The following is a 21,520-nucleotide window of genomic DNA, read 5'->3' as shown; positions in this document are numbered from 1 at the left end:
GTGAAGGACCACTTGCTCGCCTCGATGCGGTGCAATCCGAGTTCGTCGCGCGCCATGTTGACTATTGCTTGGACCGCTGCGGACGCCAGCCCCGGTTCGTCAAGCCACGCGGATGCCGTGGTCAGCGAGGAACTCGCGGGCACGGCCCATCTGGCGGTCCGCGGAGAAGGCGTACCACTGTTCGCTAAGGTTCTCGCCGTGGACGAGGTCACGGAACCGGAAGAAGGCACCTTTGCCCTCGATCGCCCGCTCCAGCCGCTCCCGAAGGGCCTCATCGTGCTGCCGCCCGGCGAAGGCCGCCATGTCCCGCCAACCGTTCCGGGAATCAGCGCGGCTGATTCGAAGCCAACGGTCCGGCTCCTCCTCCACATCGATGGCGGCGTCCTCCCCGACCATCATCGGGTCAGTAGCGCTCTCGTCGTACACCTGCCCGGTGTGTAGGTCGAGGTAGCCACCGGCCGACAGTTCGGGATCCCCTTCCAACACGGTGCTGAGCAGGTCCAGGTCTACTGGCACCACTTTGCCTATCAGCGGCTCGCGGCGCAGGGCGGCTAGAAGGTCCTCGGCCAGGATCCGGTCCCCGGCGCCCTCGCGCCAAGTCAGCCGGTTGATAACCGAGAGTGCCACCGGCTCGGCTTCCTGTCGTCTTTGCTTCAGCGCCATCGGGATGCCGGCCCCCACCTGTTGAAGAGCGTCATCGATATCGTGTCCCGTCACCGACGCGAGGAAGCGGGCCGCATTTGCCGCGGCGATGGCTTCCCGCAGTTCCGGCAGGTCGAGCCGGGGCACTTGCACCTGTGCGGGCCAGGCGTGCAGCAGCATCGGGTGCGGCCGGCTCGGTTTCCCCGGGGCCGGGCTCTCGCCGTCGTCGTCGGCCCACCGGCGCCCGTACTGGTCCGGGATGCTCCCCCAACCCCAGTACGGCAAGGGGACCTCAGGGCGGATACCCAATACCTCAAGCGGGTCGACCTTCACCTCCCCGACCACGCAACGGTGTATCCAAGAGTCACCGAGGTCAAACGTAAACTGAAACTCAGCCCCAGGCTCCACCGTCCGGACGACCTTGACCGCAGCAATGTCCATCGGCGCGATGATCGGCCCGCGGAACGATCCGGCGATCTCAGCTCCCGTCTCTTCATCAGTAATAATCCGGCCGTCGGCCAGGGTGAACAGTGACAGGTGCGAGCGGTCCCATCGGGCGAAGGCATCGTTGATGGCGTTGGCGAGATCCATGAAGGTATGCGAGGGTCCGACCGCGAAGACGCGCCCGGGCCACGGCCACAGCTCCTCGCCACGACCGCCGAGCAGTTCCACCGTCACCGATAACCAAGTTCGTGCCATACCCAAGGATGGCACGCGCCACGGCACTGCCGTAGTCGGGGAACTGCAGGGCCCCTGCGCGAGTCCCGAAAGGGAAGAGCTAAAACCTATGCACGCCCTTGAATGCGACGATGTCCCTGCGATCCGGCTCTATAACAGTCCTCCCAATTGGCCGCTCTAGAAGTTTGCCGATATGGTTTTGGCTATGGAGATTGAGGTCGACAGAGCCTAGCCACCTGACGTTCGGTGGCCGACCGGTTGATTGCGCTCATGCGCGCCCGGTGAAAATCCCCTTTCAGCTGTCTGGAGTCGCTGTTCCCGGCGGCCCGGCTTCGCTGATAGCTCCATACGTCAGGTGCAGTGCCCTCCGAAGTAGCGCGCGTTTACGCGCCCCGGAGAGAGCACGTCGACCCATGACTACGCCCCCTGATGGGCAAGAACCAAAGGACTGTGTCTCATGTCAGCACAATCAGCCATCACCTTGCACGACCTGTCATTCGAGTGGCCTGACGGCAGCCCCGCTCTTAACCGGCTCAATGGCGCCATGACCACCGGCCGGACTGGACTAGTCGGTCGCAATGGTGCAGGAAAATCGACCCTGCTCCGTCTAATCGCCGGCAAGCTAAAGCCGACCCTGGGGCGCGTCGAAACCGTCGGTGACGTCGCCTACCTCCCCCAGACGCTGACCCTCGGACACGACACGACGGTCGCCGCATTGCTCGGCATCGACACCATCCTCAAGGGGCTCCATGCCATTGAGGATGGCGACGTTGATGAGCGCCATTTCGACACGGTCGGCGACGACTGGGACATTGAGTCCCGGGCAGACGAGGCGCTGCACGAAATCGGCTTCTCCGCGGGTGATCTCAAGCGACAGGTCGGGGAGCTCTCAGGTGGCGAGGCAATGCTCATCGCGCTGACCGGGCTGCGCATCCGCCGCACCCCGGTCACGCTCCTCGACGAGCCAACCAACAACCTTGATCGGCGCACCCGGGCCAAACTTGCAGACTTAGTGGACAGCTGGCCGGGCACACTCGTGGTGGTCAGCCACGACCTCGAATTGCTTGAGCACATGGACTCCACAGCTGAGCTTCATGCCGGCAAGCTTGACGTGTTTGGTGGCCCTTACAGCCTTTTCTCAGAACATCGCGAGCAGGAACAAGCCGCCGCCATCCAGGCAGCCCGCAGCGCCCAGCAAGCGCTGAAGGTCGAGAAGAAACAACGCGTCGAAGCCGAAACGAAGCTTGCCCGCCGCGAGCGCACAGCGAAGAAAACCCAAGCCAGCGGCGGCATGCCGAAGATCCTGGCCGGCAACCGTGCGAGCAGGGCGCAAGCATCTGCGGGCTCTATGCGCTCGACCCTCGACGGCAAGGTGCTATCAGCCCAGGCCGCCGTCGACGCCGCCGACGCGAGGGTCCGGGAGGTTGAGCACATCCATCTCACTCTTCCCGATCCCGATGTGCCGCGGAGCCGCCGGATCGCCGAGCTGAGCGACGGCTCCCGCACGATTCTCATCCAAGGCCCCGAGCGCGTGGCCTTGGTGGGACCCAACGGCTCTGGCAAGTCGACGCTCCTCACGCACCTCGTCGAGGGACGCCCAGCAGATTCCTCGGGCCGGCTCATCGGACGGCTGCTGACCGACCGGGTGGGATACCTCCAACAACGGCTCGACGGTCTGGACGATTCCCGCTCGGCACTGGACAACGTCAGGGAGGCGGCCCCGGCGTCGACGCCCGGAGACATCCGCAATCAACTGGCACGCCTCCTCCTCCGGGGATCCACCGTTGATCGCCCGGTCTCCAGCCTGTCGGGAGGAGAACGGTTCCGGGTCAGCCTCGCGAAGCTGCTCCTGGCGGAGCCGCCCGCCCAGCTACTGGTCCTCGACGAACCGACGAACAACCTCGACATTGCGAGCGTCGAGCAGCTCGCCGAAGCCCTCGACGCCTACCGCGGCGCACTGTTGATCGTGAGCCACAATCACGGGTTTCTCAAGCGCCTGAATATCGACACAGTGGCCGAGCTTGACGGTCTAGGGGGCTTGAGCGAGCGCACCGAGCTGCTCGCCTAGCGACCCTCAGCCAATCAGAGCCGCTGTTCCCACACAGTTAGTTGGAGCCGCACAAGGCCCGCGTCCGGATCGCGGGAACCGCCGTCGTCGGTCTGCAAGCCGACGACGGCGGCCGCGAGCCGCGCGGTTAGGCTCGCCGTGCGCCCACTCACCGCGTGACCCCGGCGGGTACCGCAACCAACGGTTCCGAACGCACCGGCGTCGCGAGCCCCAGGTTCTCGCGAAGGGTCGAGCCGACGTACGCGGCGGGGTACACACCGCGTTCCTGAAGCTCGGGCACCAGATGGTTCACGATGTCGTCCAGGCCCGTTGGGATGAGCCAGGGCGAAATGTTGAAGCCGTCCACCGCACCCACCCGGGCGTATTCGGCCAAAGTGTCGGCCACGGCTGTGTAGGACCCCGTGAACGTCGGGTCCACCCTGGAAGTCCTGGAGCTCACGAACTGCCGGATGGACAGGCCCTTCTCCTTGGCCTCGGCGCGCCACTGCCCGGCGAGTTGCCGCGCCTTGGCACCGTGGAAACCACTGCCACGGGTTTCTGACGTCTCCTCCACCACCGGATCGATCTCCGGAAGCGGACCATCGGGATCGTAGGCAGACAGCTCGCGGCCCCAGAACTGTTCGAGATACGCAACTGCCTGCTGCGGCCCGATCTGCAGGCTTCGGACCCATTCCTTCTTTTCGCGCGCTTCCTTGTCGGTCGCAGCGAGGATGAACTCGCTGGCCGGCATGATCTGGACGTCGTTGGCGCCCCGTCCGGCAGCCAGGGAGCGCGCGACGATATCGGCGCGGAACTCCACGGCGTCGTCGAACTTCGGGTGCGCCGAGAAGATGACATCCGCCTGGTGGGCGGCGAAGTCGCGGCCCTCGGGAGAGTCGCCGGCCTGGAACAACACCGGCCTGTACTGGGCGCTGCGCGGCAGCCGGGGCGTGAAATCCACAGAATAGTGCTGCCCCGAGTGGTGCACGCTGCGGACATGCGACGGAACCGCCCAGGAATCCGCGGAGACGGACGGGGAAACCGCCCCGTCCTCCCACGAATCCCAGATCCTCTTGGCCGTCTCCACGAAAGCTTCGGCATGGACATAGCGATCGGCATGGTCCAGATAGCCGCCCCGACGGAAGTTGGCCCCGGTCCAGGCATTGTCCGTGGTCACGACGTTCCAGGCCGCGCGCCCGCCGGAGAGCAAGTCGAGCGAGGCGAGCCGGTGCGCGAGGTCGGCGGGATCGTTATACGTAGTGTTCTGCGTTGCCACGAGCCCGATGTTGGACGTCACCGACGCTAGCGCCGCGAGCATGGTCTGTGCGTCCGGCCTCCCCGCCACATCCAAGGCGTGCGGACGGCCGAGGTGTTCGCGCAAGCGCAGGCCCTCGCCCAGGAAGAAAGCAGCGAACAGCCCGCGTTCGGCGGTCTGGGCGATCCTCCGGAACGACTCAAAATCGGTCTGTGAACCGGATTCCGGCGCCTTCCAGATGGTGCCGGAATTGACGCCCTGGAAGAAGATCCCGAACTGGATCTTCCCGCTCGGCTGGAATTTAGCACGGTTGTGCTGTGTCATGTTCTCTCCTCAGTTTTCCGAGCCAACGCTCGCGTACCGGCTCAGGGGCCGTTCAAGACCCAGCAATTCCCGGAACGTGCCGCCCTGGGCAACAGGTTTAAGCGCCCCGCGGCGCCGAAGCTCGGGCAGCACCAACTGGGCCAGCTCCTCGAGCTCCACGTCCAGCGCCGCTGGATGCAGCCGAACCCCGTCGGCCACCGCAAGCAGCTCGGAAAGGAAGTCCGCCAGTTCCGCGGCTGTGCCGACAAAGCGCGCGCGGGAACTGGACCACGGCGTAAACGCGTCCAGTTCGGCAAGCCGCGCTGAGGCGCTCTGCCCGCGCGCGTCAAGGACGACGTCGAGCTCCGCCACTACCGCGGCGCCCCCAGCAAGAGCCCGACGTACCTCCGCCCCCTCCACGGCGAGCAGCGAAGGCGTCGGAGCGGACACCAGCACCACATCGGCGTCCGATGGAAGCAAGCCAGCCTGCGCAACCACCGGCAATTGCCCCTGCAGCGGGCGCGGAATGATGGAGGGTCCCTTCACCGAGTACCCGGGCCCTGCGAATTCCGCTGGCGTCTCGAAGTCGACGTAGTGGAGTTTGTCGACGTCAAGGTACCGCCCGGTGGCCACGTCGCGGATTACGGCGCCGTCCTCCCAGGAATCCCAGAGCCGCCGGCTCACCTCCACCGACGCCGAGGCCTCCTGCGCCAACGCGGCACCTTCAGCAAAAGAGCGCCCGACGGCGGCAGCCTCCTCCGCCGAGCCGCTCGCCGCGACGAGCCAACCGGCCCGTCCACCCGAGACGTAGTCCAGGCTCGCCAGCTGCGTCGAAACGTGGAAGGGCTCGGTGTAGACCGTGTCGACTTCAGGGACCAGCACAATCGAACTTGTCACCGGCCCGGCGAAGGCCGCCCGCTGCAAGGCGTTCAGACGGCCGACAACGTCACGGCCGGAACTCACAGGCCCATCGGCGAACGTCGCCACATGAAACCCCGCCGACTCCGCCGCCACCACCGTGCTCCGGATCCGCGCACCGTTCAGCAACTCATCCGGTGCGTGCCGGGCTTTGCGCCAGGCGGCTGGGTGGGCGCCGTCGCCGTCGAGCTCCAAGGCCAAGAATCCGGGCCGGCCTGGACGAGGTTCAGTGGGCGTAGGCATGATTCCTCCTGTAGCTTGCGTGATCTGCAGTGACGGTTCCGGCTGCGTCCGGTGACGCGGCCCCGGCGAATTCCGGCCGACCACCGAAGGGATCCGCGACTTCCACAGCGTGGTTGGCGCGGCAGTGCGTCAGGGCCTCGTAGACCGGCCCGAACTGGCGCTTGGCTTCCTGCGTGGTGTCCGCGATGAACACTCCACCGGCGCCGGAACCCGAGCCGAGGTACTGGTGGCGCGGATCGTGACCGTGGCGTTCGTATTCCTCGCGGTAATGGTCGATCAGGACCTTGTAGTTCTCCCGAGGCTGGAACTTCACTGTGTTTTCCCTGTCTGGGCACTCCCAAAGTTGGCCTCGGTCACGGTTTTGGATTCCGGCAGGGCTTCCTCGGTCAGCCCCCAGCGATCCAGGACCTTGCCGTAGGAACCGTCCTTGATGGCCGAATTCAGTGCATCCGTGATGGCCGGCGCCAGGCCGTTGCCTCTGAGGGTGGTCGCTGCGACGAGGGTCTCGGAGGGCCAGCCGGCATTGACTTTGCCCACCACTTTCAGGTCGTTCCGGGTATTTTCCCGGTAGGACACGGACGGGTAGGGCGCGATGTTCAAGTCCGTCCGGCCGGAGGAGAGCGCCAGGATGGTGTCGGCGTCGGAAGAGTAGTACTGCAGGGTCGCCGGGGCCTTGCCGCGGGACTCAAGGTCCTTGTTCCAGGCCAGGAGGATCTTCTCCTGGTTGGTGCCCGAGCCCACCGAGACCTTCAGCCCGGAGATGTCATCCGCGCCCTTGACGTTGTACGTCGACGACTTCTTGGCCTCGAAGCCCATGTATGCAGCGCGGTAGGTGGAGAAGTCGAACAGTTTCACCCGGTCCTTGTTGATGCCCACGTTCGAGAACACTGCTTCGAAATCCCCCGACTGCGTCTTGAGCGGCCAGTTCTCCCAGGAGGTGACCTGCACGTCCAGGGCGAGGCCCAGCTTGTCGGCTACAAGTTGTGCGAGGTCCACTTCGACGCCGATCGGGGTCTTGTTGTCCGTCGCGTAGAAGGACAACGGGATGGATCCAGCCGTGGTGGCGACCGTCAGTTTGCCGTTCTTGCCGATCGCAGCGGGAACTGCGGCTGCCGCGGCGGGGTCCTTCTGCGCCCGGATGCGATTCTGCTCGGGCGAGGCGTTGTAGGCAACGCCGTTACGGGCGGTACTCGGGGACGGGCTGGCACCCGCAGCGGACGCGCCGGGGTCGGAGCATCCGGAGAGCGCCGGGAGTACGACGGCGGGCAGCACTGCGAGCGCGAGAAGCCTGGTTTTGATGCGTGGCATGTGGGAATTCCTCAAATGTTGAAAGCTGGTTCGATGACCTTGGAGAAAAAGCTCCGAGTCCGGGGTTCACGGGGATTCGCGAAGATCTCCCGGGGACTGCCTTGCTCCACGATCTGGCCTTGATCCATGAAGACCACGGTGTCCGCCACATCACGGGCGAAGCCCATTTCGTGCGTGACGATGATCAACGTGGTGCCGGACGTGGCGAGTTCTCGGATGACGTCCAGGACCTCGTTGACAAGCTCCGGATCCAAAGCCGAAGTGGGTTCGTCGAAGAGCAGGATCTTGGGGTCAAGGGCCAGCGCCCGTGCTATGGCAACGCGCTGCTGCTGGCCGCCGGACAATTGCCGCGGATAGGCATCGGCCCGGTCCTTCAGTCCCACGCGGTCAAGGAGTTCCAGCGCACGCTTACGCGCTTCGGCCTTGTTCCGGTGGAGCGCGACGACGGGCGCTTCGGTCACGTTTTCCAGTGCGGTGAGGTGCGGGAACAGGTTGAAGTTCTGGAACACCATGCCGATGTCCGTGCGCTGCTTGAGGATGTCCTTCTCGCGCAATTCGTGTAGCTTGTTTCCCCGGACCTGGTAGCCCACTAATTGGCCGTCGATGGTGATGTACCCGCCGTCCACCTTCTCCAAGTGGTTGATTGTCCGCAGGAGCGTGGACTTCCCGGAGCCGGAGGGCCCCACGATCACTGCGACTCCGCCGGGCGGCACCGTCAGGGACACTCCTTTGAGGACTTCCGAGCCCCCGAAAGACTTGCGGACGTTGGTGATTTCCACATGGCCGCGGGTTTCAGCGGTACTCATCGGGTTTCCTTCGCTCGGTCAAAGTTCACGGGTGCGTGGGTGGCAAAGAACTTCCTGGCCTTCTGCAGCGGAGTGAGCGGCAGGTTCCGGACCGCGCCCTTCGAGTAGTGGCGCTCGATGTAGTACTGGAAAACACTCAGGACCGAGGTAATCGCCACATACCAGAGGGTCGCCACGAGGAGCAGCGGAAGGACCTGCTGGGTGCGGTTATAGATGACCTGCACGGTGTAGAAGAGCTCGGAATAGGCCAGGACGTAGACGATCGAGGTTCCCTTGACCAGGCCGATGATCTCGTTGAAAGCGGTGGGCAGGATGGCCCGCATGGCCTGCGGCAAGACGATCCTCGTGGAGCGTCGCCAGGCCGGAATGCCCAGGGCCGCGGCTGCCTCGAGCTGGCCCTGATCCACCGAGAGGATGCCGCCTCGGATAATCTCCGCCGAGTACGCCGCCTGGTTGAGGGTCAGGCCCAGGACGGCCGCCGCGAATTGGCTAATGAGCGTCGTAGTCTGGACCTCGAAGAAGCGGATGTCCGTGAAGGGGATTCCTAGGCTGATCTTCTCGTAGAGGTAGCCCAGGTTGTACCAAAGCAGCATCTGCACCAACAACGGCGTGGAGCGGAAGATCCAGGAGAACGTCCAGGACACCGAGACCAGGAGCGGCGAGGCCGAGAGCCTCATGAGCGCCAGGATGAAGCCGAGGACAAAGCCGAGCGCGCCGGAGATGGCCGTCAGCTTGAGTGTCTCCCCGAGGCCGTTCACCACGGACTGCCCGGTGAACCATTGCGCCACCACACCCCATTCCCAGCGCGGGTTCGTCGCGAGGGACCAGCCCACCGCGACGACCCCGAGCGCCACCAGCACTGTGCCTACCCAGCGCCATGGTTGCCGGGCCGGGACCAGTTTGTAGCCGGAGTAGTCGGCTACGGGCCGGGCAGCGGCACTGTGGGCAGCGGCACTCTGGGCAGCGTCCGCCGTCGGGCTTTCCGCGACGGCACTGCGTCCCAAAAAGGCGCCCGGCGCCTGTTCCTGTGCGGACTGCGCCGCCGTGGTTGCTGCTGAACTCATGCGCCACCTCGCTTCGTAAGGGTTGTTGGCTATCGGATGGCTGCCAATCTAGGGGCGCGTTCGAAGCAGCTGCAAGGCGGATTTTTGCACTTCTTCACCGGGGTTCACGGCGCTACTCCGCGCTTCACAGGGCGCCATATGAGTCGGATCTTTGCGCTCGTTGACGCACCGTGACGCGTAGTGAACGGCCGTTACCAGCGCCTCGACCAAGGCCCCGAAGCGTCCCTAGGCTCGAGTACCACCAGCCACCGCCAACAGGAGTTGCCATGCCGTCCTTCGCCCCCAGCATCGTGTTTATTGGCGGTGGTCCGCGCTCAGCCGGCATCCTCGAGCGGCTCGCAGCCAACAAGCCCGGCCTCTTCGACGGGCCCCTTTCCATCCACGTCGTCGAGCCGTACGAACCCGGTTCCGGGAGGATCTGGCGCTATGACCAGAGCCCGGGACTCCTGCTCAACTCCACGGCAGCGGACGTCACGATGTTCACCGACAGTTCCGTGGCCTGCGACGGCCCCTCCGTGGACGGTCCGGGCCTAGCCGCATGGGCGGCCGGCGTGCGGGAGGGTTGCATCCGCGACGTCCCGCAGTTCAATCCCCACCTCCTTGAGCAGCTCCACGCACTGACACCGTCGTCGTTTCCCAGCCGTCAACTCCAGAGCAGGTACCTCGAGTGGTTCTTCCGCAGGGCCGTCGCGGCGCTCGGCCCGGACGTCACGGTGACGGTCCACCGGGACACGGCCACCGCCGTCGAACATCTTGCTCCAGGGCCCGACGGCACTGCGAAGTACCGCGTGCGGCTCGCCTTGGACGGGGCAGTGGAAGCGGATCTCGTGGTGTATTCGCTAGGCCACACTGACTCCCGGGCCGATCCGGAATCAGCGCGGCTTGCCGATTTCGCCGCCCGCCACGGCGGGTTCCACGCGGCGCCGTCGTACACCACCGACGTCGATTACTCGGCGATCGCACCCGGCCAGGACGTCCTGGTTTCGGGCATGGGCCTGGCATTCGTGGACCTTCTGGTGCTCCTGTTCGAGGGCCGCGGGGGCGTCTTCGAAGACAGGCCCGAAGGCGGCCTGGACTACGTGCCGTCCGGCGCCGAGCCGCGGCTCTGGGCAGGCTCCCGGCGCGGAGTCCCCTACCACTCCAAGATCTCCTCCACCCTCCGCGGCGAGCCCGTCGGCGCCCCGAAGTACTTCACCCCGGGCGCCGTGGACTCGCTGCTCGCCGCTCACGCGGAGCTGGATTTCCGGACCCAGCTATGGCCGCTCATCGCCAAGGACGCCGGCTACGCCTATTACCGCGAGCTCTTCACTGGCTATCCGGCACAGGTCCATGGCGGCTGGGAAGATTTTTCAGCGCGCTTCGATACCCTGGATTGGTACAGCCGCGAACGCGAAGGCCTCGTGGCCGCGGCCATCCCGGACCCGAGCCTCCGGCTCGATCTCGAGGCCCTGGACCAACCATTCAGCGGATGCGCCTTCGCGGACCATGCCGCCGTGCAAAGATCCGTGGCGGGCTACATCGAACGCGACCTCAAGCTCCGCACGAGCCCGGACCACTCGGAAACCTTGGCCTTGTTCATGGCCCTGCTCCGCGTCTACATGGAACTCGGCCGGCTGGTCCCCCAGGAGCGGCTCAATTCGCGCTCCCAACAAGCGGTGCACGGGTGGTGGCACGGCTTCTTCAGCTTCGTGGATTCCGGACCGCCGCCCCATCGGCTGCGCGAGATCCTCGCCCTGCACCGGGCCGGGTTGCTGCAGTTCCTTGGCCCGGGCATGTGGGTGCGTCCGGACGAAGCCAGCGGCCGGTTCGTGGCCGGTTCCTTCCAATCGCCCGTAGTGGTGGACGCTGCGGCGTACATCGAGGCCCGGTTGCCGTCGCCGTCGGTCACGCGATCGGCCAACCCCGCGCTGGCGGACCTGCACGACGCCGGTTGGGGCACCGAACAGTCACTCCTCACCTCGGACGGCCCGCACTCCACCGGTAAGCTGTTGGTCTCGAGTTCGCACGAAGTCCTGGCTCCCGACGGCGGACGGCAGGTGGGACTTTTCGCCGTCGGACCCTGGACCTCGGGTTGGGGCGCGGGTGCGTTCGCGCGGCCCGGCACGAACGCTGCACCGTTCCGCGAGAATGACGCCTTGGCCCGCCGGCTCCTGGCCGAATTGTCCGCCCGTCACCCACGCACCAGCCACCCAACTGACTCGCAGTTGTTGTCGTTTTGACGCGGCATAACGACAACAAATGCGAGTCAGTTGGGAAATTCACGAAAGGCATGACATGACAACAACGCCAACCCAGCAGTCGTCGGGCCTTGCCGTCCTGACGTTGCCGATGCGCGATCCACGGGTCAAGCCCCTCCTGGACGAACTAGCCGTCGAATACACCACGCGCTACGGGGACCTCTTTGGCAGCGGTGGCGCAGCCGAGGAGCTCAACAGGTACCCCGCCGGCGAGTTTGCCGGACCCCATGGTGCCCTCCTCATCCTGCAGGAGAACGGCGAAACCGTCGCGGGCGGCGCATTCCGCCGCTACGACTCCCGCACTGCGGAGCTCAAGCGGATCTGGACGCATTCGGCGCACCGCCGTCGTGGGCTGGCCCGCGTGGTCCTCGCGGAACTGGAGGCCGAAGCTTCCCGACGCGGCTACCGACGGATCTACCTCACCACCGGTCCGCGGCAGCCCGAAGCCAAGAACCTGTACCTGGCCACGGGCTACACGCCGCTGTTCGACGTCGACGCCGATCCGGAAGAGATCAAGCACTTGGCGTTCACGAAGGACTTGGCGCCCATCGAAGCGTGAGATCTCGGCCCTTTCGTGCGCTCAAAGAGGCGAGATCTCACCCCTCGATTGCTACCCGCGCCGCGGCCTCGATCCGGGCCCGGTGATCGGCCCATTCTTCGGGGCTTCGCTCTGACAAATTCAGGTCCCCGGGGCCCTTCCCCGCGGAACCGTCGATAAGCTCACGAAGTATGTCGGCATGACCCAGGTGCTGGGCCGTCTCGACGCACATGTGCACCAGGATCTGATGGAGCGTCACATGTCGGCGTTCTTCCGGCCACCACGGCACTTCTCCGCGAGCGTCGAGTGGGAGCGACTCGATGGTTGCATCGCTGTGCTCGGCCGAGAACCGGTGAAGTTCGATGATCTCTTCCCTGCTCTCTGCCGGGGGAACCCACAGGTCCGCGTCGGCTTCGGCATCGTCTGCGAACCACGGTAAGTCCCGACCGCTGGGCCGGCCGAAGACTTCCCCGAAGTACCCCAGCTCCACGCTGGCCACATGCTTGACCAGTCCCAGGAGGTTGGTGCCGGTGGGGGTCATGGGCCGGCGGACGTCGTACTCGTCGAGTCCGTCAAGCTTGGCGAGGAGCTCGCCGCGACGGGCGCGCAGGTATTTGAGCAGAATCCCTTTGTCATCCATCCGGGCACTATACCGTTGCCGTCCCGGGTGTGTACCGTCTGTGCATGGCGAAACTGATCTACGCAGGGATCATGTCCCTGGACGGCTACACCGCCGATGCCGACGGGAAATTCGATTGGAGCATGCCGGACGAAGAAGTGCACGCCTTCGTCAACGACTTGGAGCGGCCCATCGGCACGTACCTCTATGGCAGGCGAATGTACGAGGTCATGTCCGCATGGGAGGACATGACCCTTTCCGACGAGCCACCGGTCATGCGCGACTATGCGGAGATCTGGCGTGCCGCGGACAAGATCGTGTATTCCACGAGTTTGGAAAGTCCGTCCACCGCAAAGACACGCCTTGAGCGGGAGTTCGACGCCGGAGCCATCCGCGCGCTGAAAGAGTCGTCAGAGCAGGACATGTCCATTGGTGGCACGGTTCTAGCCGCCCAGGCCATCAAAGCCGGACTGGTGGACGAGTTCTGTCTCTTCCTCACCCCGGTGGTCGTCGGAGGGGGCAAACAATTCCTCCCCGACGGCGTGGGCCTGGCCCTTGAGCTATTGGACGAACGTCGCTTTGGCAACGGCGTCGTCTACCTCCGGTACGCCAAACGAGCATAAGCAGTCAGGCAAATTTTTCCGCCAAACTGCGGCCCTGCACCACTAGGCTATGCGCATGGCCAAGAAATCGACAGCTGAAAAACTTGCCACGATCCAGCAGGGATACACCCTCGACGGGCCCACAATCGAGCTGGGTGCCGCCATCGTCGACGGTGAAGTCCACAAAGAAGCGCAAGTCCGGTTGCCACTGTCCATGATGAACCGGCACGGCCTGGTGGCCGGGGCCACGGGCACCGGCAAGACCGTCACCCTGCACATGATGGCGGAACAGCTCTCCACTGCCGGAGTCCCCGTCTTCTTGGCTGACATCAAAGGAGACCTTTCAGGACTCGCCACCGCCGCGACGGCCAGCGAAAAACTCACGGCCCGCACAGCGAGCCTCGGCCAAGATTGGTCCGGCAAGGCTTTTCCGGTCGAGTTTCTCTCGCTGGGCGGGGATGGCAACGGCGTTCCCGTCCGCGCAACGATCACCTCGTTCGGCCCGATTCTGCTTTCGCGCATCATGGAGCTCAACGACACCCAGGAATCCAGCCTGCAGCTGATCTTCCACTTCGCCGACCAGAAAAAACTCGAACTGATCGACCTCAAAGACCTGCGGGCAGTCATCCAGTTCCTGACCTCGGACGAGGGCAAGGCTGAACTCGAGGACCTCGGCGGACTATCCAAGGCCACGGCCGGTGTCATCCTGCGTGAGCTCGTGAATCTCGAGGCCCAAGGCATGGAGAAGTTCTTCGGCGAGCCGGAATTCGATACCGCGGAACTTCTCCGCACGGCCCCGGACGGCCGCGGTGTGATCAGTTGCCTCGAATTGCCGACGCTCCAGACCAAACCCATGCTGTTCTCGACGTTCCTCATGTGGCTGCTTGCGGACCTGTTCGAAGACCTCCCCGAGGCGGGAGACCTGGACAAGCCCAAGCTGGTGTTCTTCCTCGACGAAGCCCATTTGCTCTTCACCGGCGCATCCAAGGCCTTCCTCGAAGCCATCACCACCACGGTGCGGCTCATCCGGTCCAAGGGGGTCGGGATCTTCTTCGTCACCCAGACACCCAAGGATGTTCCTGCCGCCGTCCTCGGCCAGCTTGCCAACCGGGTCCAGCACGCCCTGCGCGCGTTCACCCCGGAGGACGCCAAAGCGCTCAAGGCCACCGTGTCCACATTCCCGGTGAGCGACTACGACCTTGAGGAAACCCTCACCTCGGCCGGTATCGGCGAAGCGGTCATCACCGTCATGAACGAAAGGGGCGCGCCCACGCCCGTGGCCCTGACGAGGCTGCGTGCCCCGGAATCCGTGATGGGACCCAGCACGGACGAGCTGATCGGCAGCACCATCGCAGCTTCCCCGCTGCTTCCCAAGTACGGCACCGCCGTGGACAACATCTCGGCCTACGAGAAACTCAGCGGCAAAGCGGGCGCACCCGCCACGGGAGAGGCAGCGCCAGGTCAGCCCCCGGTGCCCGGCTCCCTTGACCCCCATGCCGTTGATGCAGAAGCCCGCAGGATCGAGGAAGAAATACTTGGCCGTCCCAGCAGCCGTCCGCTGCCAGGCTCCGCGCCCGAAGAGTGGCCGTCCGCACCGGCACCGGCCAACGCGCCGGCACCGGCCAACGCACCGGCACCGGCGCCGCAGCAAGACGGGATGATGGGCGATCTCGCCGGGGTCCTGGGCGGTGCGCTCGGGGGCGGAATCAAAAGCATGGCACGGTCCTTCGGCACGCAACTCGGCCGGGAATTGCTCCGCGGAGTGTTCGGAACCTCATCGCGTCGGCGCCGCTAGAGCGGAGCAGCCGCCCGCCGTCGGGCCCCTCCTGAACAGCATGTTAAGCCGTCACGTGAGGGAGGGGATGACGAGGTATTGCTGAACCGGCGGGTAACGTAAAGGGCGTGCAGTTGAGTCAAGCGTTGGTCAAGACCGCGGCCGGGTGGCTGCTCGGTCTGATGCTTGCCGTGGCCGCTGCGATCGTTTCTGTCAACTTGGTGAGCAACTCCATAGCCAGCCCGCAGCAGCAAGTGCGCGATTACCTTTCGGCCCTCCAGAAGGGGCATGGCGGGGAAGCCCTCGGGCTCCTGCACGCGTCCGTGCCCAACGCCAATGCCGCCATGCTGGACGGTACCGCCCTGCAGACGGCGGCGTCGAAGATCACCGATATCAAGCTCGGCAACGCCGAATCCCGTGGCGGCAACCGGGTGTCGGTCCCTATGGACTACAAGATTGACGGCAAAGCGCTGCACTCGGACTTCCTGCTTGAACGGACGGGCACCGAGTGGCTGTTCTTCGGCAGGTGGTCCTTTGTGCCGTCATCCTTACCGACGATCGAGGTCACGGTGGTGAACGCCAACGAGGCAACCCTGAACGGCGTCCCGGTGAACCTGCCCAATGGCCGCAACAGCTTTGCCGTGTTTTACCCCGGCCAATACGAAGCCAGCCTCACCGGCAAATATTTCTCGGCGCCGACTACCAGCACGTCGGTGACCACGGGCGCCCTGCCACAGGCACCCCTCAACCTTGTGACCAAGCCCACCGACGCCATGATCAAGGTGGTGAGCGACAAGGTCAAGGAATTCCTGGACACCTGCGCCGCTGACGCCACCAAGCAGCAAAAGCTCCAGCCCGACTGCCCGTTCTACCACGTGACCAACAGCCGGGTGGTGGATGGCACCATCAAATGGCAGATCACGGAGTATCCCAAGGTCAGCATCGACCCCTTTAACGGACAGTGGGTCGTGGCGCCCCTCAACGGCAAAGCCAAGGTAACAGCCCGCGAAATCGACCTCTTCAGCGGGCAAGTCGGCGACCTCAGCGCCGTCCACGACTTCAGCTTCACCACACGTTTGGACATAGGGGCGGACACCATCACGGTCACCCCGCTGGTGAGCTTCTAGGCTGGCGCCTTCGTTAGCCGCCCCAGCGTCACGCAGCGCAGGTTTTTGGCCGCCCTGAGTACTCAAAACCCCGGATTTCCGGGACCGGGGTCGGGGCAAAGAGCCAAAAAGATGCATCCCGTGACGCAGCCCGGCGAACCAGCCAGACCTAGAGGGCCACTGCCTAGTCCATCCCGCGCAGGTCAAGCACCAGCTCGGAGTCGCCGTCGGCCTGCAGGACCACGGGGATGCCCCAGTCTTGCTGGTAGAGGTGGCACGCGGCGTGATCGGGGATTTCGCCGTCCTCGGTCTCCGGGCCATCACACGCAGCCGCCCGGGCCGTAATGTGGAGGATCCCCTCAGGCACGTCCGCGGACAGCTCGAGGGTGCGCAGCAGCCCCACGGACGTCCCACCCCCCGAAAGCAGCAGCTCGGGCGGGGTCGAGGAGATCTTGAGCTGGGTAGGGTCGCCCCAGCGGTCGTCGAGCTTCTGGCCGGTGGGGGCCGTGAAGCGCACGGTGAGCTCCAGGTTCCCCGGCGCCACGGGGCTCTTGGGCCGCTGCGTTTGCGAGGCTCCCTCGTCCACCTGCTGCGCTTCCTTGGGGATGGGAACCAGGACCAGTTGGTGCTTGTTGGATTCGACCACCACCAGCAGCGGTTCGCCGCCTTCCGGGTAGACCACGACGACGTCGCTCGGCTCGGCGAGCCCCCGTGCCAGAGTGGAAACCGTCTTCGTCGCGGGATCGTAGCGCCGCACCGCACCGTTGTAGGTGTCTGCGATGGCGACGGAGCCATCAGGGAGCACTGTGACACCCAGGGGGTGCTGCAGGCGAGCCGCGGTGGCCTCGCCGTCCCGGAAACCGAAATCGAACAAGCCCTTGCCCACTGCCGACTCAACGGTCACCCCGGATTCGCCAAGGACCAGGCGGCGCAACGCCGAGGTCTCGGAGTCGGCCACCCAGATGTTGTCTTCCGCATCCACGGCCAGGCCGGAAGGCTGGGCGAACCAGGCTTCCTCGGCGGCTCCGTCAAGCAACCCTTCAAGGCCCGAGCCGGCCAGGATGGATACCTCGCCGCTGAGAGGCTCGAACGCGAAGATCTGGTGCGTGCCGGCCATCGCGATGACAACGCGCTGCAGCTTCTCGCTCCACACCACGTCCCACGGCGAGGACAGGGACACCCCGGTCCCGACACCGAGCACCCCGACGTCGACCGCGTCGGCCGCGAAGTCAGCCGGACCGGCGTCGTGGTGTTCAGCCCAAACACCGGCACCGCTTTCCGTCACGCGGGCAGGGCCGGCGTCGAGCAGTCGCTGTACGCCGTTGCCGCCAACGGTCTGCACATAACCCGAGCTGAGCGTCACGCCGCGGAGGCGGTGGTTCACCGTGTCCGCGACCACTGCTTCGTAACCAAGCTGCCAAGCGAGCTCCGCCGGGAGCACCGCCACGCCCTGCGGCTCGTTGAACTGGGCAATTTCCGCCGCGCCGTCCAGGTAACCCTTGGTCCCGGAGCCGATGACGCGCTCCACGGTCTCAAGGTCCGGTCGCAGTTCCACCAAACGGTGGTGGCCCGAATCGACCACAAGGTAGTTGCCGTTGTCCAGCTGGGTCGCCTTGCCCGGGAAGCGCAGGGTGCCCGACGTCGGGACGGGAGCCACGTAGGGGCCGTCACCGCGGTGGAGGGTCCCCTTGGCTTCGTGTTCGGCCACCAGCTCCTCGAGGAGCACCGCAAGCCCGTCTGCGTGGCCCTCACCGGAAAGGTGCGCCACGATGTAGCCCTCGGGATCCACAACAACCAGCGTCGGCCAGGCGCGGGCCGTGTAGGCCTTCCACGTGGCGAGCTCGGGGTCGTCCAGGACGGGGTGGTGGATTTCGTAGCGCTCCACGGCGGATGCGAGGGCCACGGGATCGGCTTCGTGCTCGAACTTGGGCGAGTGGACGCCGACCGTCACCAGGACATCGGAGTACTTTTCCTCGAGCGGGCGCAGCTCATCCAGGACATGCAGGCAGTTGATGCAGCAGAACGTCCAGAAGTCCAGCAGCACGATCTTGCCGCGCAGCGCCTCCAGGTCCAGGGTCTTCCCGCCCGTGTTGAGCCAGCCACGGCCCACCAGTTCAGAGGCGCGGACACGCAGTTGGGTGCGTACGGATTCGCTCATCAGCGTCCTTCCAGGTTGGTCTTGCTTCCGGGCTGCTTGGCGTCCCGGTCAATCAGTTTCGCATCGCGGTCTGCAAGCCGCGCAAACATATCGTTGTAAGCATTAAGGTCGGCATCGTTATTCCTGTCCGCCGCCCGGTCCGTGCGTTTGGTCTCCCGCTCATCCGAACGCGACCACATGACCGCGACGCCGATTGCCACCAGCAAGGTGGGAACTTCGCCGATTCCCCAGGCCACAGCACCGCCTGTCTGCTGGTCCAGCAAGGCCGATTGTCCCCAGGTCCGGCCGAGATTGCCGAAGTAGTCGGCAGCCAGCAGCCCGGTGCCTCCCATGATGGACACGCCGAAGAAAGCGTGGAAGCCCATCGTGGCGAGCAAGAGGAGCAAACGCATCGGGTAGGGCGCCCGACGTGGCAACGGGTCGGTGCCGATCATGGTGAGGACAAAGATGTAGCCGGTTAGCGTGAAGTGCAGGTTCATGAGCTCGTGGCCCACGTGATCGCGCATCGCCCAGCCGAACGCGTCCGAGAAGTAGAAGAGGATGATCGAGCCGGCGAAGTTCGCGGCGGCAAACAGCGGGTGCGTCACCACTTGGGAGAACTTCGAATGCACGAACACCAGGAGCCACTCACGAAGGCCACGGGAGCCGTCCCCGCGCGATCCTTCGCCGCGTGACGGCAGGGCCCGCAATGCCAACGTGACCGGCGAACCCAGGACAAGGAATAGCGGGGCCACCATCGTCAACGCCATGTGGTCCACCATGTGCGCGGAGAACAGTACGCGGCCGTAGACCGACGGCGGTCCGGAGGTGATGTAGGTCAGGACCACCAGGCCGATCATCCAGTTAGCGGCACGGAACCATGACCAGGAGTCACCGCGGCGGCGCACTTTGACCACGCCGAGGATGTAGCTCGCCGCGCCGAAGAGGGCCACAGCCACCCAAAGCCAGTCGAAGCGCCACTCGGTCAACCAGCGCGCAGGCGTCAGTTCGGGCGGCAGCTCGTAACCGGAGAGGATAAAGGCCGGCGAGGCATCCGGCGCGTAAGTGGTGGGCAGCGGCGGTGCCGAACTGGCCAGCGCGACGGCGAGTCCCGACGTCGCGCCCATCACCAGGAGTTCAACCAACACCAGCTGCCACAGCACGCGACGCGTAGTCATGGACTTGCGGCCCAACTGCGGAATGACCCACTGGCGGTGCATGAAACCAATGCAGCCGAGGACAACGGTGGCCAGCGCCTTCGCCAGGATGATCTGCCCATAGGGGGTGCCGACCAAAGCCGAAAAGCTTGTGACGCGAATGCTCGCGTTGACGACGCCCGAGGCGAAGACCAGCACGAAGGCAAAGCCAGCCAGGGCGGAGAACCGGCGGAGCGTCTGCTCTGTGATGTCTTTGGTGCCTGTTGCCTTGGAACCCCGCAGGAGGCTCGACAGGACAGCAAGCATGATGATGCCGCCCACCCAGGTGGACACGCCCACCAAGTGAAGACCGAGCGAATTGATGGCGCCTTCGTGGTCGCTGGAACTCGCGGAGTGGCCGATCAGTGCGCTCGGCACCAGCCCGGCCAAGGCCAGGACAAGCGTCAGAGCGAGTCCCGCCAATGAGCGGACGCCGAACAACGCCGTCGTGACAATCGCCGCGATGATCGTCACTGCGAGCCACGCCTGGCCCGTCTGGATGTCCGTCATGAAATAGACGAGGGAAGCGGTGAACTGCGCGTCCCCGGAGAGGCTCTGCCCGGCCACATCCGCGTACGTCAGCACAAGGACCGCGACGGCGGAGAGCGTCCAGGCGGCGCCTGCTGCTGCCGCTACGGCCAAGGCGCGGGTGAATGCGGGGTGTTCAGGGGCATCGTCGCCCTTGGATCGGGATACATGCTTGGGAAGGATCACGACGGCGAAGATCAGTCCGCCGATCACCGTCGCCACGGACACGTTGTGGATCGCTTTGGCGACGGGCAGCCCCCAGCGGACCAAGGCGCCTGGATCAGAGACCTGCCGAGCGGCCGAGGCGCCGGAGAAGACCAGGGCGCCCGCGAGAGCCAGGAGGAGCGCGGCAAAGCCCGCCAGCTGCCACGGCAAGGAGATGCCTTCCACGGCAGCGCCTGCCTTGGTTCCCGGCTTGGAAGCGGGCGAAGGGGCAGTGGCGGGAGTTTTGGCTGATGGCACCTATCCATTGTCCGCTAACGTCGGCGGCGCGGCGAATCGGGCGGATTAAAGCAGAAAGGCGGCAACCCGCAGGTTGCCGCCTTTCCTAGGCGTTCGCCGAAGTGTCTTACTTCTTGGCGACAGCTGCCTTCAGCTTGGAGCCGGCGGTCAGCTTGACGCTGTGGCCAGCGGCGATCTGGATGGTCTCGCCGGTCTGCGGGTTGCGGCCCGTGCGGGCTGCGCGGTCGGTGCGCTCGATGGCGAGCCAGCCCGGAATGGTGATCTTCTCGCCAGCGGCGACGGAAGTCTCGAAAACTTCGAACAGGGCATCGAGCACGGAGTTGACTGCAGCCTGGCTGGTGCCAGCCTTGCCAGCAACCTCGGAAACCAGTTCGCTACGGTTCTTAGCCATTTGTGTCCTCCTGGACTTTACGATTTTGGAGCTCACACACGGCATGCGTGCGAGCCACTGTTCGAAAACTTACCAGCTTGGGAGGGCACGGCCAGCAAATTCCGCGTGTTTCCGCGCTTTTTTGACCAAATTCACCCTATTTCGGGCGCTTTTGGGGGTCAATTCCGCCGCGGGCGAACTCCTCGACCCGCTCAAGCGCCCGCTCACCTATGCCGGGTCCTGGCCGGACGCCCGCTCACATATGCAGGGTCCTGGCCGGACGCCCGCTCACTTATGCAGGGTCCTGGCCGGACGCCCGCTCACATCTTGTGGGCGGCGGGCGGCGGGCGGAGGCCGGGGGCCGCCCGGAACCGTTGATATGTGAGCGGGGGTCCGTGGAAACCGGCTCATACGTGAGCCGGCGTTGGCCCGGAACCGTTGATATGTGAGCGGGGGTCCGTGGAAACCGGCTCATAGGTGAGCCGGGGTCCGCCTGGAACCGTTGATATGTGAGCCGGGGTTTTGGGGGTGGGTGTGTTGGGGGTGTTTTTTAAATGGGTCAGGCCCCGACGTGTGTCGGGGCCTGGCCGTGAATGGTTGTCCGGCGGTGTCCTACTCTCCCACACCCTCCCGGGTGCAGTACCATCGGCGCTGTGGGTCTTAGCTTCCGGGTTCGGAATGGGACCG

17 protein-coding genes, 1 rRNA gene and 1 pseudogene are annotated in these 21,520 nt (G+C 65.2%); 6 read left to right on the top strand and 13 right to left on the bottom strand.

The genetic code is table 11. The annotated features are described in order from the left end of the window. Positions 1-99 precede the first annotated feature (99 nt). Complete coding sequence (locus AB0O52_RS15110; RefSeq protein WP_364538898.1) at positions 100-1,341, bottom strand: hypothetical protein; 1,242 nt, start codon at positions 1,339-1,341, stop codon at positions 100-102. A gap of 436 nt (positions 1,342-1,777) precedes the next feature. On the opposite strand from AB0O52_RS15110, the gene AB0O52_RS15105 reads away from it, so the two are divergent. Beyond that, positions 1,778-3,388 (top strand): ABC-F family ATP-binding cassette domain-containing protein, encoded by a 1,611-nt coding sequence (locus AB0O52_RS15105; RefSeq protein WP_364538896.1) that lies wholly within the window; start codon positions 1,778-1,780, stop codon positions 3,386-3,388. Between the two features lie 14 nt (positions 3,389-3,402). Here AB0O52_RS15105 and AB0O52_RS15100 read toward each other — a convergent pair whose 3' ends face one another. The 7 genes and pseudogenes from AB0O52_RS15100 to AB0O52_RS15070 all read right to left on the bottom strand — a co-directional run bounded on the left by AB0O52_RS15100 (position 3,403) and on the right by AB0O52_RS15070 (position 9,264). Continuing rightward, positions 3,403-3,540, bottom strand: a complete 138-nt coding sequence (locus tag AB0O52_RS15100) for a hypothetical protein (protein WP_364538894.1) — start codon at positions 3,538-3,540, stop codon at positions 3,403-3,405. Then, a complete protein-coding gene (locus AB0O52_RS15095; protein ID WP_364538892.1) occupies positions 3,537-4,946 on the bottom strand; it encodes an NtaA/DmoA family FMN-dependent monooxygenase in 1,410 nt (469 codons plus the stop codon). Before AB0O52_RS15095 ends, AB0O52_RS15100 begins: the two co-directional genes overlap by 4 nt. A 9-nt stretch (positions 4,947-4,955) precedes the next feature. After that, positions 4,956-6,086 (bottom strand): LLM class flavin-dependent oxidoreductase, encoded by a 1,131-nt coding sequence (locus AB0O52_RS15090; RefSeq protein ID WP_364538890.1) that lies wholly within the window; start codon positions 6,084-6,086, stop codon positions 4,956-4,958. After that, positions 6,070-6,390: pseudogene (locus tag AB0O52_RS15085) on the bottom strand (hypothetical protein); the annotation flags it as partial. The pseudogene AB0O52_RS15085 and the gene AB0O52_RS15090, both read right to left, overlap by 17 nt. Positions 6,391-6,395: 5 nt before the next feature. Next, positions 6,396-7,394, bottom strand: coding sequence for an ABC transporter substrate-binding protein (locus AB0O52_RS15080; protein ID WP_364538888.1), 999 nt, complete (start codon positions 7,392-7,394; stop codon positions 6,396-6,398). A gap of 11 nt (positions 7,395-7,405) precedes the next feature. Next, entirely contained in the window at positions 7,406-8,200 is a 795-nt protein-coding gene (locus AB0O52_RS15075) for an amino acid ABC transporter ATP-binding protein (protein ID WP_364538886.1), read from the bottom strand. Then, entirely contained in the window at positions 8,197-9,264 is a 1,068-nt protein-coding gene (locus tag AB0O52_RS15070) for an amino acid ABC transporter permease (protein WP_364538884.1), read from the bottom strand. The genes AB0O52_RS15075 and AB0O52_RS15070 overlap by 4 nt, the downstream gene beginning before the upstream one ends. Before the next feature lie 266 nt (positions 9,265-9,530). Between AB0O52_RS15070 and AB0O52_RS15065 the strand changes: the two genes are divergently transcribed. Both AB0O52_RS15065 and AB0O52_RS15060 read left to right on the top strand, forming a co-directional pair. Next, on the top strand, positions 9,531-11,483 hold the full coding sequence (locus AB0O52_RS15065) for an FAD/NAD(P)-binding protein (protein ID WP_364538882.1): 1,953 nt from the start codon (positions 9,531-9,533) through the stop codon (positions 11,481-11,483). Between the two features lie 55 nt (positions 11,484-11,538). Then, positions 11,539-12,060: a GNAT family N-acetyltransferase gene (locus AB0O52_RS15060; protein ID WP_364538880.1), complete on the top strand. Its 522-nt coding sequence runs from the start codon at positions 11,539-11,541 to the stop codon at positions 12,058-12,060. 37 nt (positions 12,061-12,097) lie between these two features. On the opposite strand, the gene AB0O52_RS15055 is transcribed toward AB0O52_RS15060, so the two are convergent. Further along, on the bottom strand, positions 12,098-12,679 hold the full coding sequence (locus AB0O52_RS15055; RefSeq protein ID WP_364538878.1) for a DinB family protein: 582 nt from the start codon (positions 12,677-12,679) through the stop codon (positions 12,098-12,100). A gap of 44 nt (positions 12,680-12,723) precedes the next feature. Between AB0O52_RS15055 and AB0O52_RS15050 the strand changes: the two genes are divergently transcribed. The 3 genes from AB0O52_RS15050 to AB0O52_RS15040 all read left to right on the top strand — a co-directional run bounded on the left by AB0O52_RS15050 (position 12,724) and on the right by AB0O52_RS15040 (position 16,161). Beyond that, the gene (locus tag AB0O52_RS15050) at positions 12,724-13,281 is read left to right on the top strand and encodes a dihydrofolate reductase family protein (protein ID WP_364538876.1); all 558 of its coding nucleotides are present in this window, start codon (positions 12,724-12,726) and stop codon (positions 13,279-13,281) included. 55 nt (positions 13,282-13,336) lie between these two features. Then, positions 13,337-15,055 (top strand): helicase HerA-like domain-containing protein, encoded by a 1,719-nt coding sequence (locus AB0O52_RS15045; protein ID WP_364538874.1) that lies wholly within the window; start codon positions 13,337-13,339, stop codon positions 15,053-15,055. Between the two features lie 113 nt (positions 15,056-15,168). Then, a complete protein-coding gene (locus AB0O52_RS15040; RefSeq protein WP_364539159.1) occupies positions 15,169-16,161 on the top strand; it encodes a hypothetical protein in 993 nt (330 codons plus the stop codon). Between the two features lie 163 nt (positions 16,162-16,324). Here AB0O52_RS15040 and AB0O52_RS15035 read toward each other — a convergent pair whose 3' ends face one another. The 4 genes from AB0O52_RS15035 to rrf form a co-directional block, all read right to left on the bottom strand. After that, positions 16,325-18,298, bottom strand: coding sequence for an NHL domain-containing thioredoxin family protein (locus AB0O52_RS15035; RefSeq protein ID WP_364538872.1), 1,974 nt, complete (start codon positions 18,296-18,298; stop codon positions 16,325-16,327). After that, positions 18,298-20,463, bottom strand: a complete 2,166-nt coding sequence (locus tag AB0O52_RS15030; protein WP_364538870.1) for a cytochrome c oxidase assembly protein — start codon at positions 20,461-20,463, stop codon at positions 18,298-18,300. The genes AB0O52_RS15035 and AB0O52_RS15030 overlap by 1 nt, the downstream gene beginning before the upstream one ends. 106 nt (positions 20,464-20,569) lie before the next feature. Beyond that, positions 20,570-20,854: an HU family DNA-binding protein gene (locus AB0O52_RS15025; protein WP_184739845.1), complete on the bottom strand. Its 285-nt coding sequence runs from the start codon at positions 20,852-20,854 to the stop codon at positions 20,570-20,572. A 578-nt stretch (positions 20,855-21,432) separates the two neighbouring features. Continuing rightward, a 5S ribosomal RNA gene (rrf, locus tag AB0O52_RS15020) occupies positions 21,433-21,520 on the bottom strand; the annotation flags it as partial.

Origin of the sequence: Arthrobacter sp. NPDC080073 (assembly GCF_040686575.1) — a bacterium.
GTDB lineage: Bacteria > Actinomycetota > Actinomycetes > Actinomycetales > Micrococcaceae > Arthrobacter.
The sequence above is the reverse complement of the archived record's forward strand: the minus strand, read 5'-3'. Positions and strand labels throughout refer to the sequence as shown.

Coding starts and splice junctions, on each gene's coding strand:
- AB0O52_RS15110 (WP_364538898.1), bottom strand. CDS start 1,341: ATGGCACGAACTTGGTTATCGGTGACGGTGGAACTGCTCGGCGGTCGT.
- AB0O52_RS15105 (WP_364538896.1), top strand. CDS start 1,778: ATGTCAGCACAATCAGCCATCACCTTGCACGACCTGTCATTCGAGTGG.
- AB0O52_RS15095 (WP_364538892.1), bottom strand. CDS start 4,946: ATGACACAGCACAACCGTGCTAAATTCCAGCCGAGCGGGAAGATCCAG.
- AB0O52_RS15090 (WP_364538890.1), bottom strand. CDS start 6,086: ATGCCTACGCCCACTGAACCTCGTCCAGGCCGGCCCGGATTCTTGGCC.
- AB0O52_RS15080 (WP_364538888.1), bottom strand. CDS start 7,394: ATGCCACGCATCAAAACCAGGCTTCTCGCGCTCGCAGTGCTGCCCGCC.
- AB0O52_RS15075 (WP_364538886.1), bottom strand. CDS start 8,200: ATGAGTACCGCTGAAACCCGCGGCCATGTGGAAATCACCAACGTCCGC.
- AB0O52_RS15070 (WP_364538884.1), bottom strand. CDS start 9,264: ATGAGTTCAGCAGCAACCACGGCGGCGCAGTCCGCACAGGAACAGGCG.
- AB0O52_RS15065 (WP_364538882.1), top strand. CDS start 9,531: ATGCCGTCCTTCGCCCCCAGCATCGTGTTTATTGGCGGTGGTCCGCGC.
- AB0O52_RS15060 (WP_364538880.1), top strand. CDS start 11,539: ATGACAACAACGCCAACCCAGCAGTCGTCGGGCCTTGCCGTCCTGACG.
- AB0O52_RS15055 (WP_364538878.1), bottom strand. CDS start 12,679: ATGGATGACAAAGGGATTCTGCTCAAATACCTGCGCGCCCGTCGCGGC.
- AB0O52_RS15050 (WP_364538876.1), top strand. CDS start 12,724: ATGGCGAAACTGATCTACGCAGGGATCATGTCCCTGGACGGCTACACC.
- AB0O52_RS15045 (WP_364538874.1), top strand. CDS start 13,337: ATGGCCAAGAAATCGACAGCTGAAAAACTTGCCACGATCCAGCAGGGA.
- AB0O52_RS15035 (WP_364538872.1), bottom strand. CDS start 18,298: ATGAGCGAATCCGTACGCACCCAACTGCGTGTCCGCGCCTCTGAACTG.
- AB0O52_RS15025 (WP_184739845.1), bottom strand. CDS start 20,854: ATGGCTAAGAACCGTAGCGAACTGGTTTCCGAGGTTGCTGGCAAGGCT.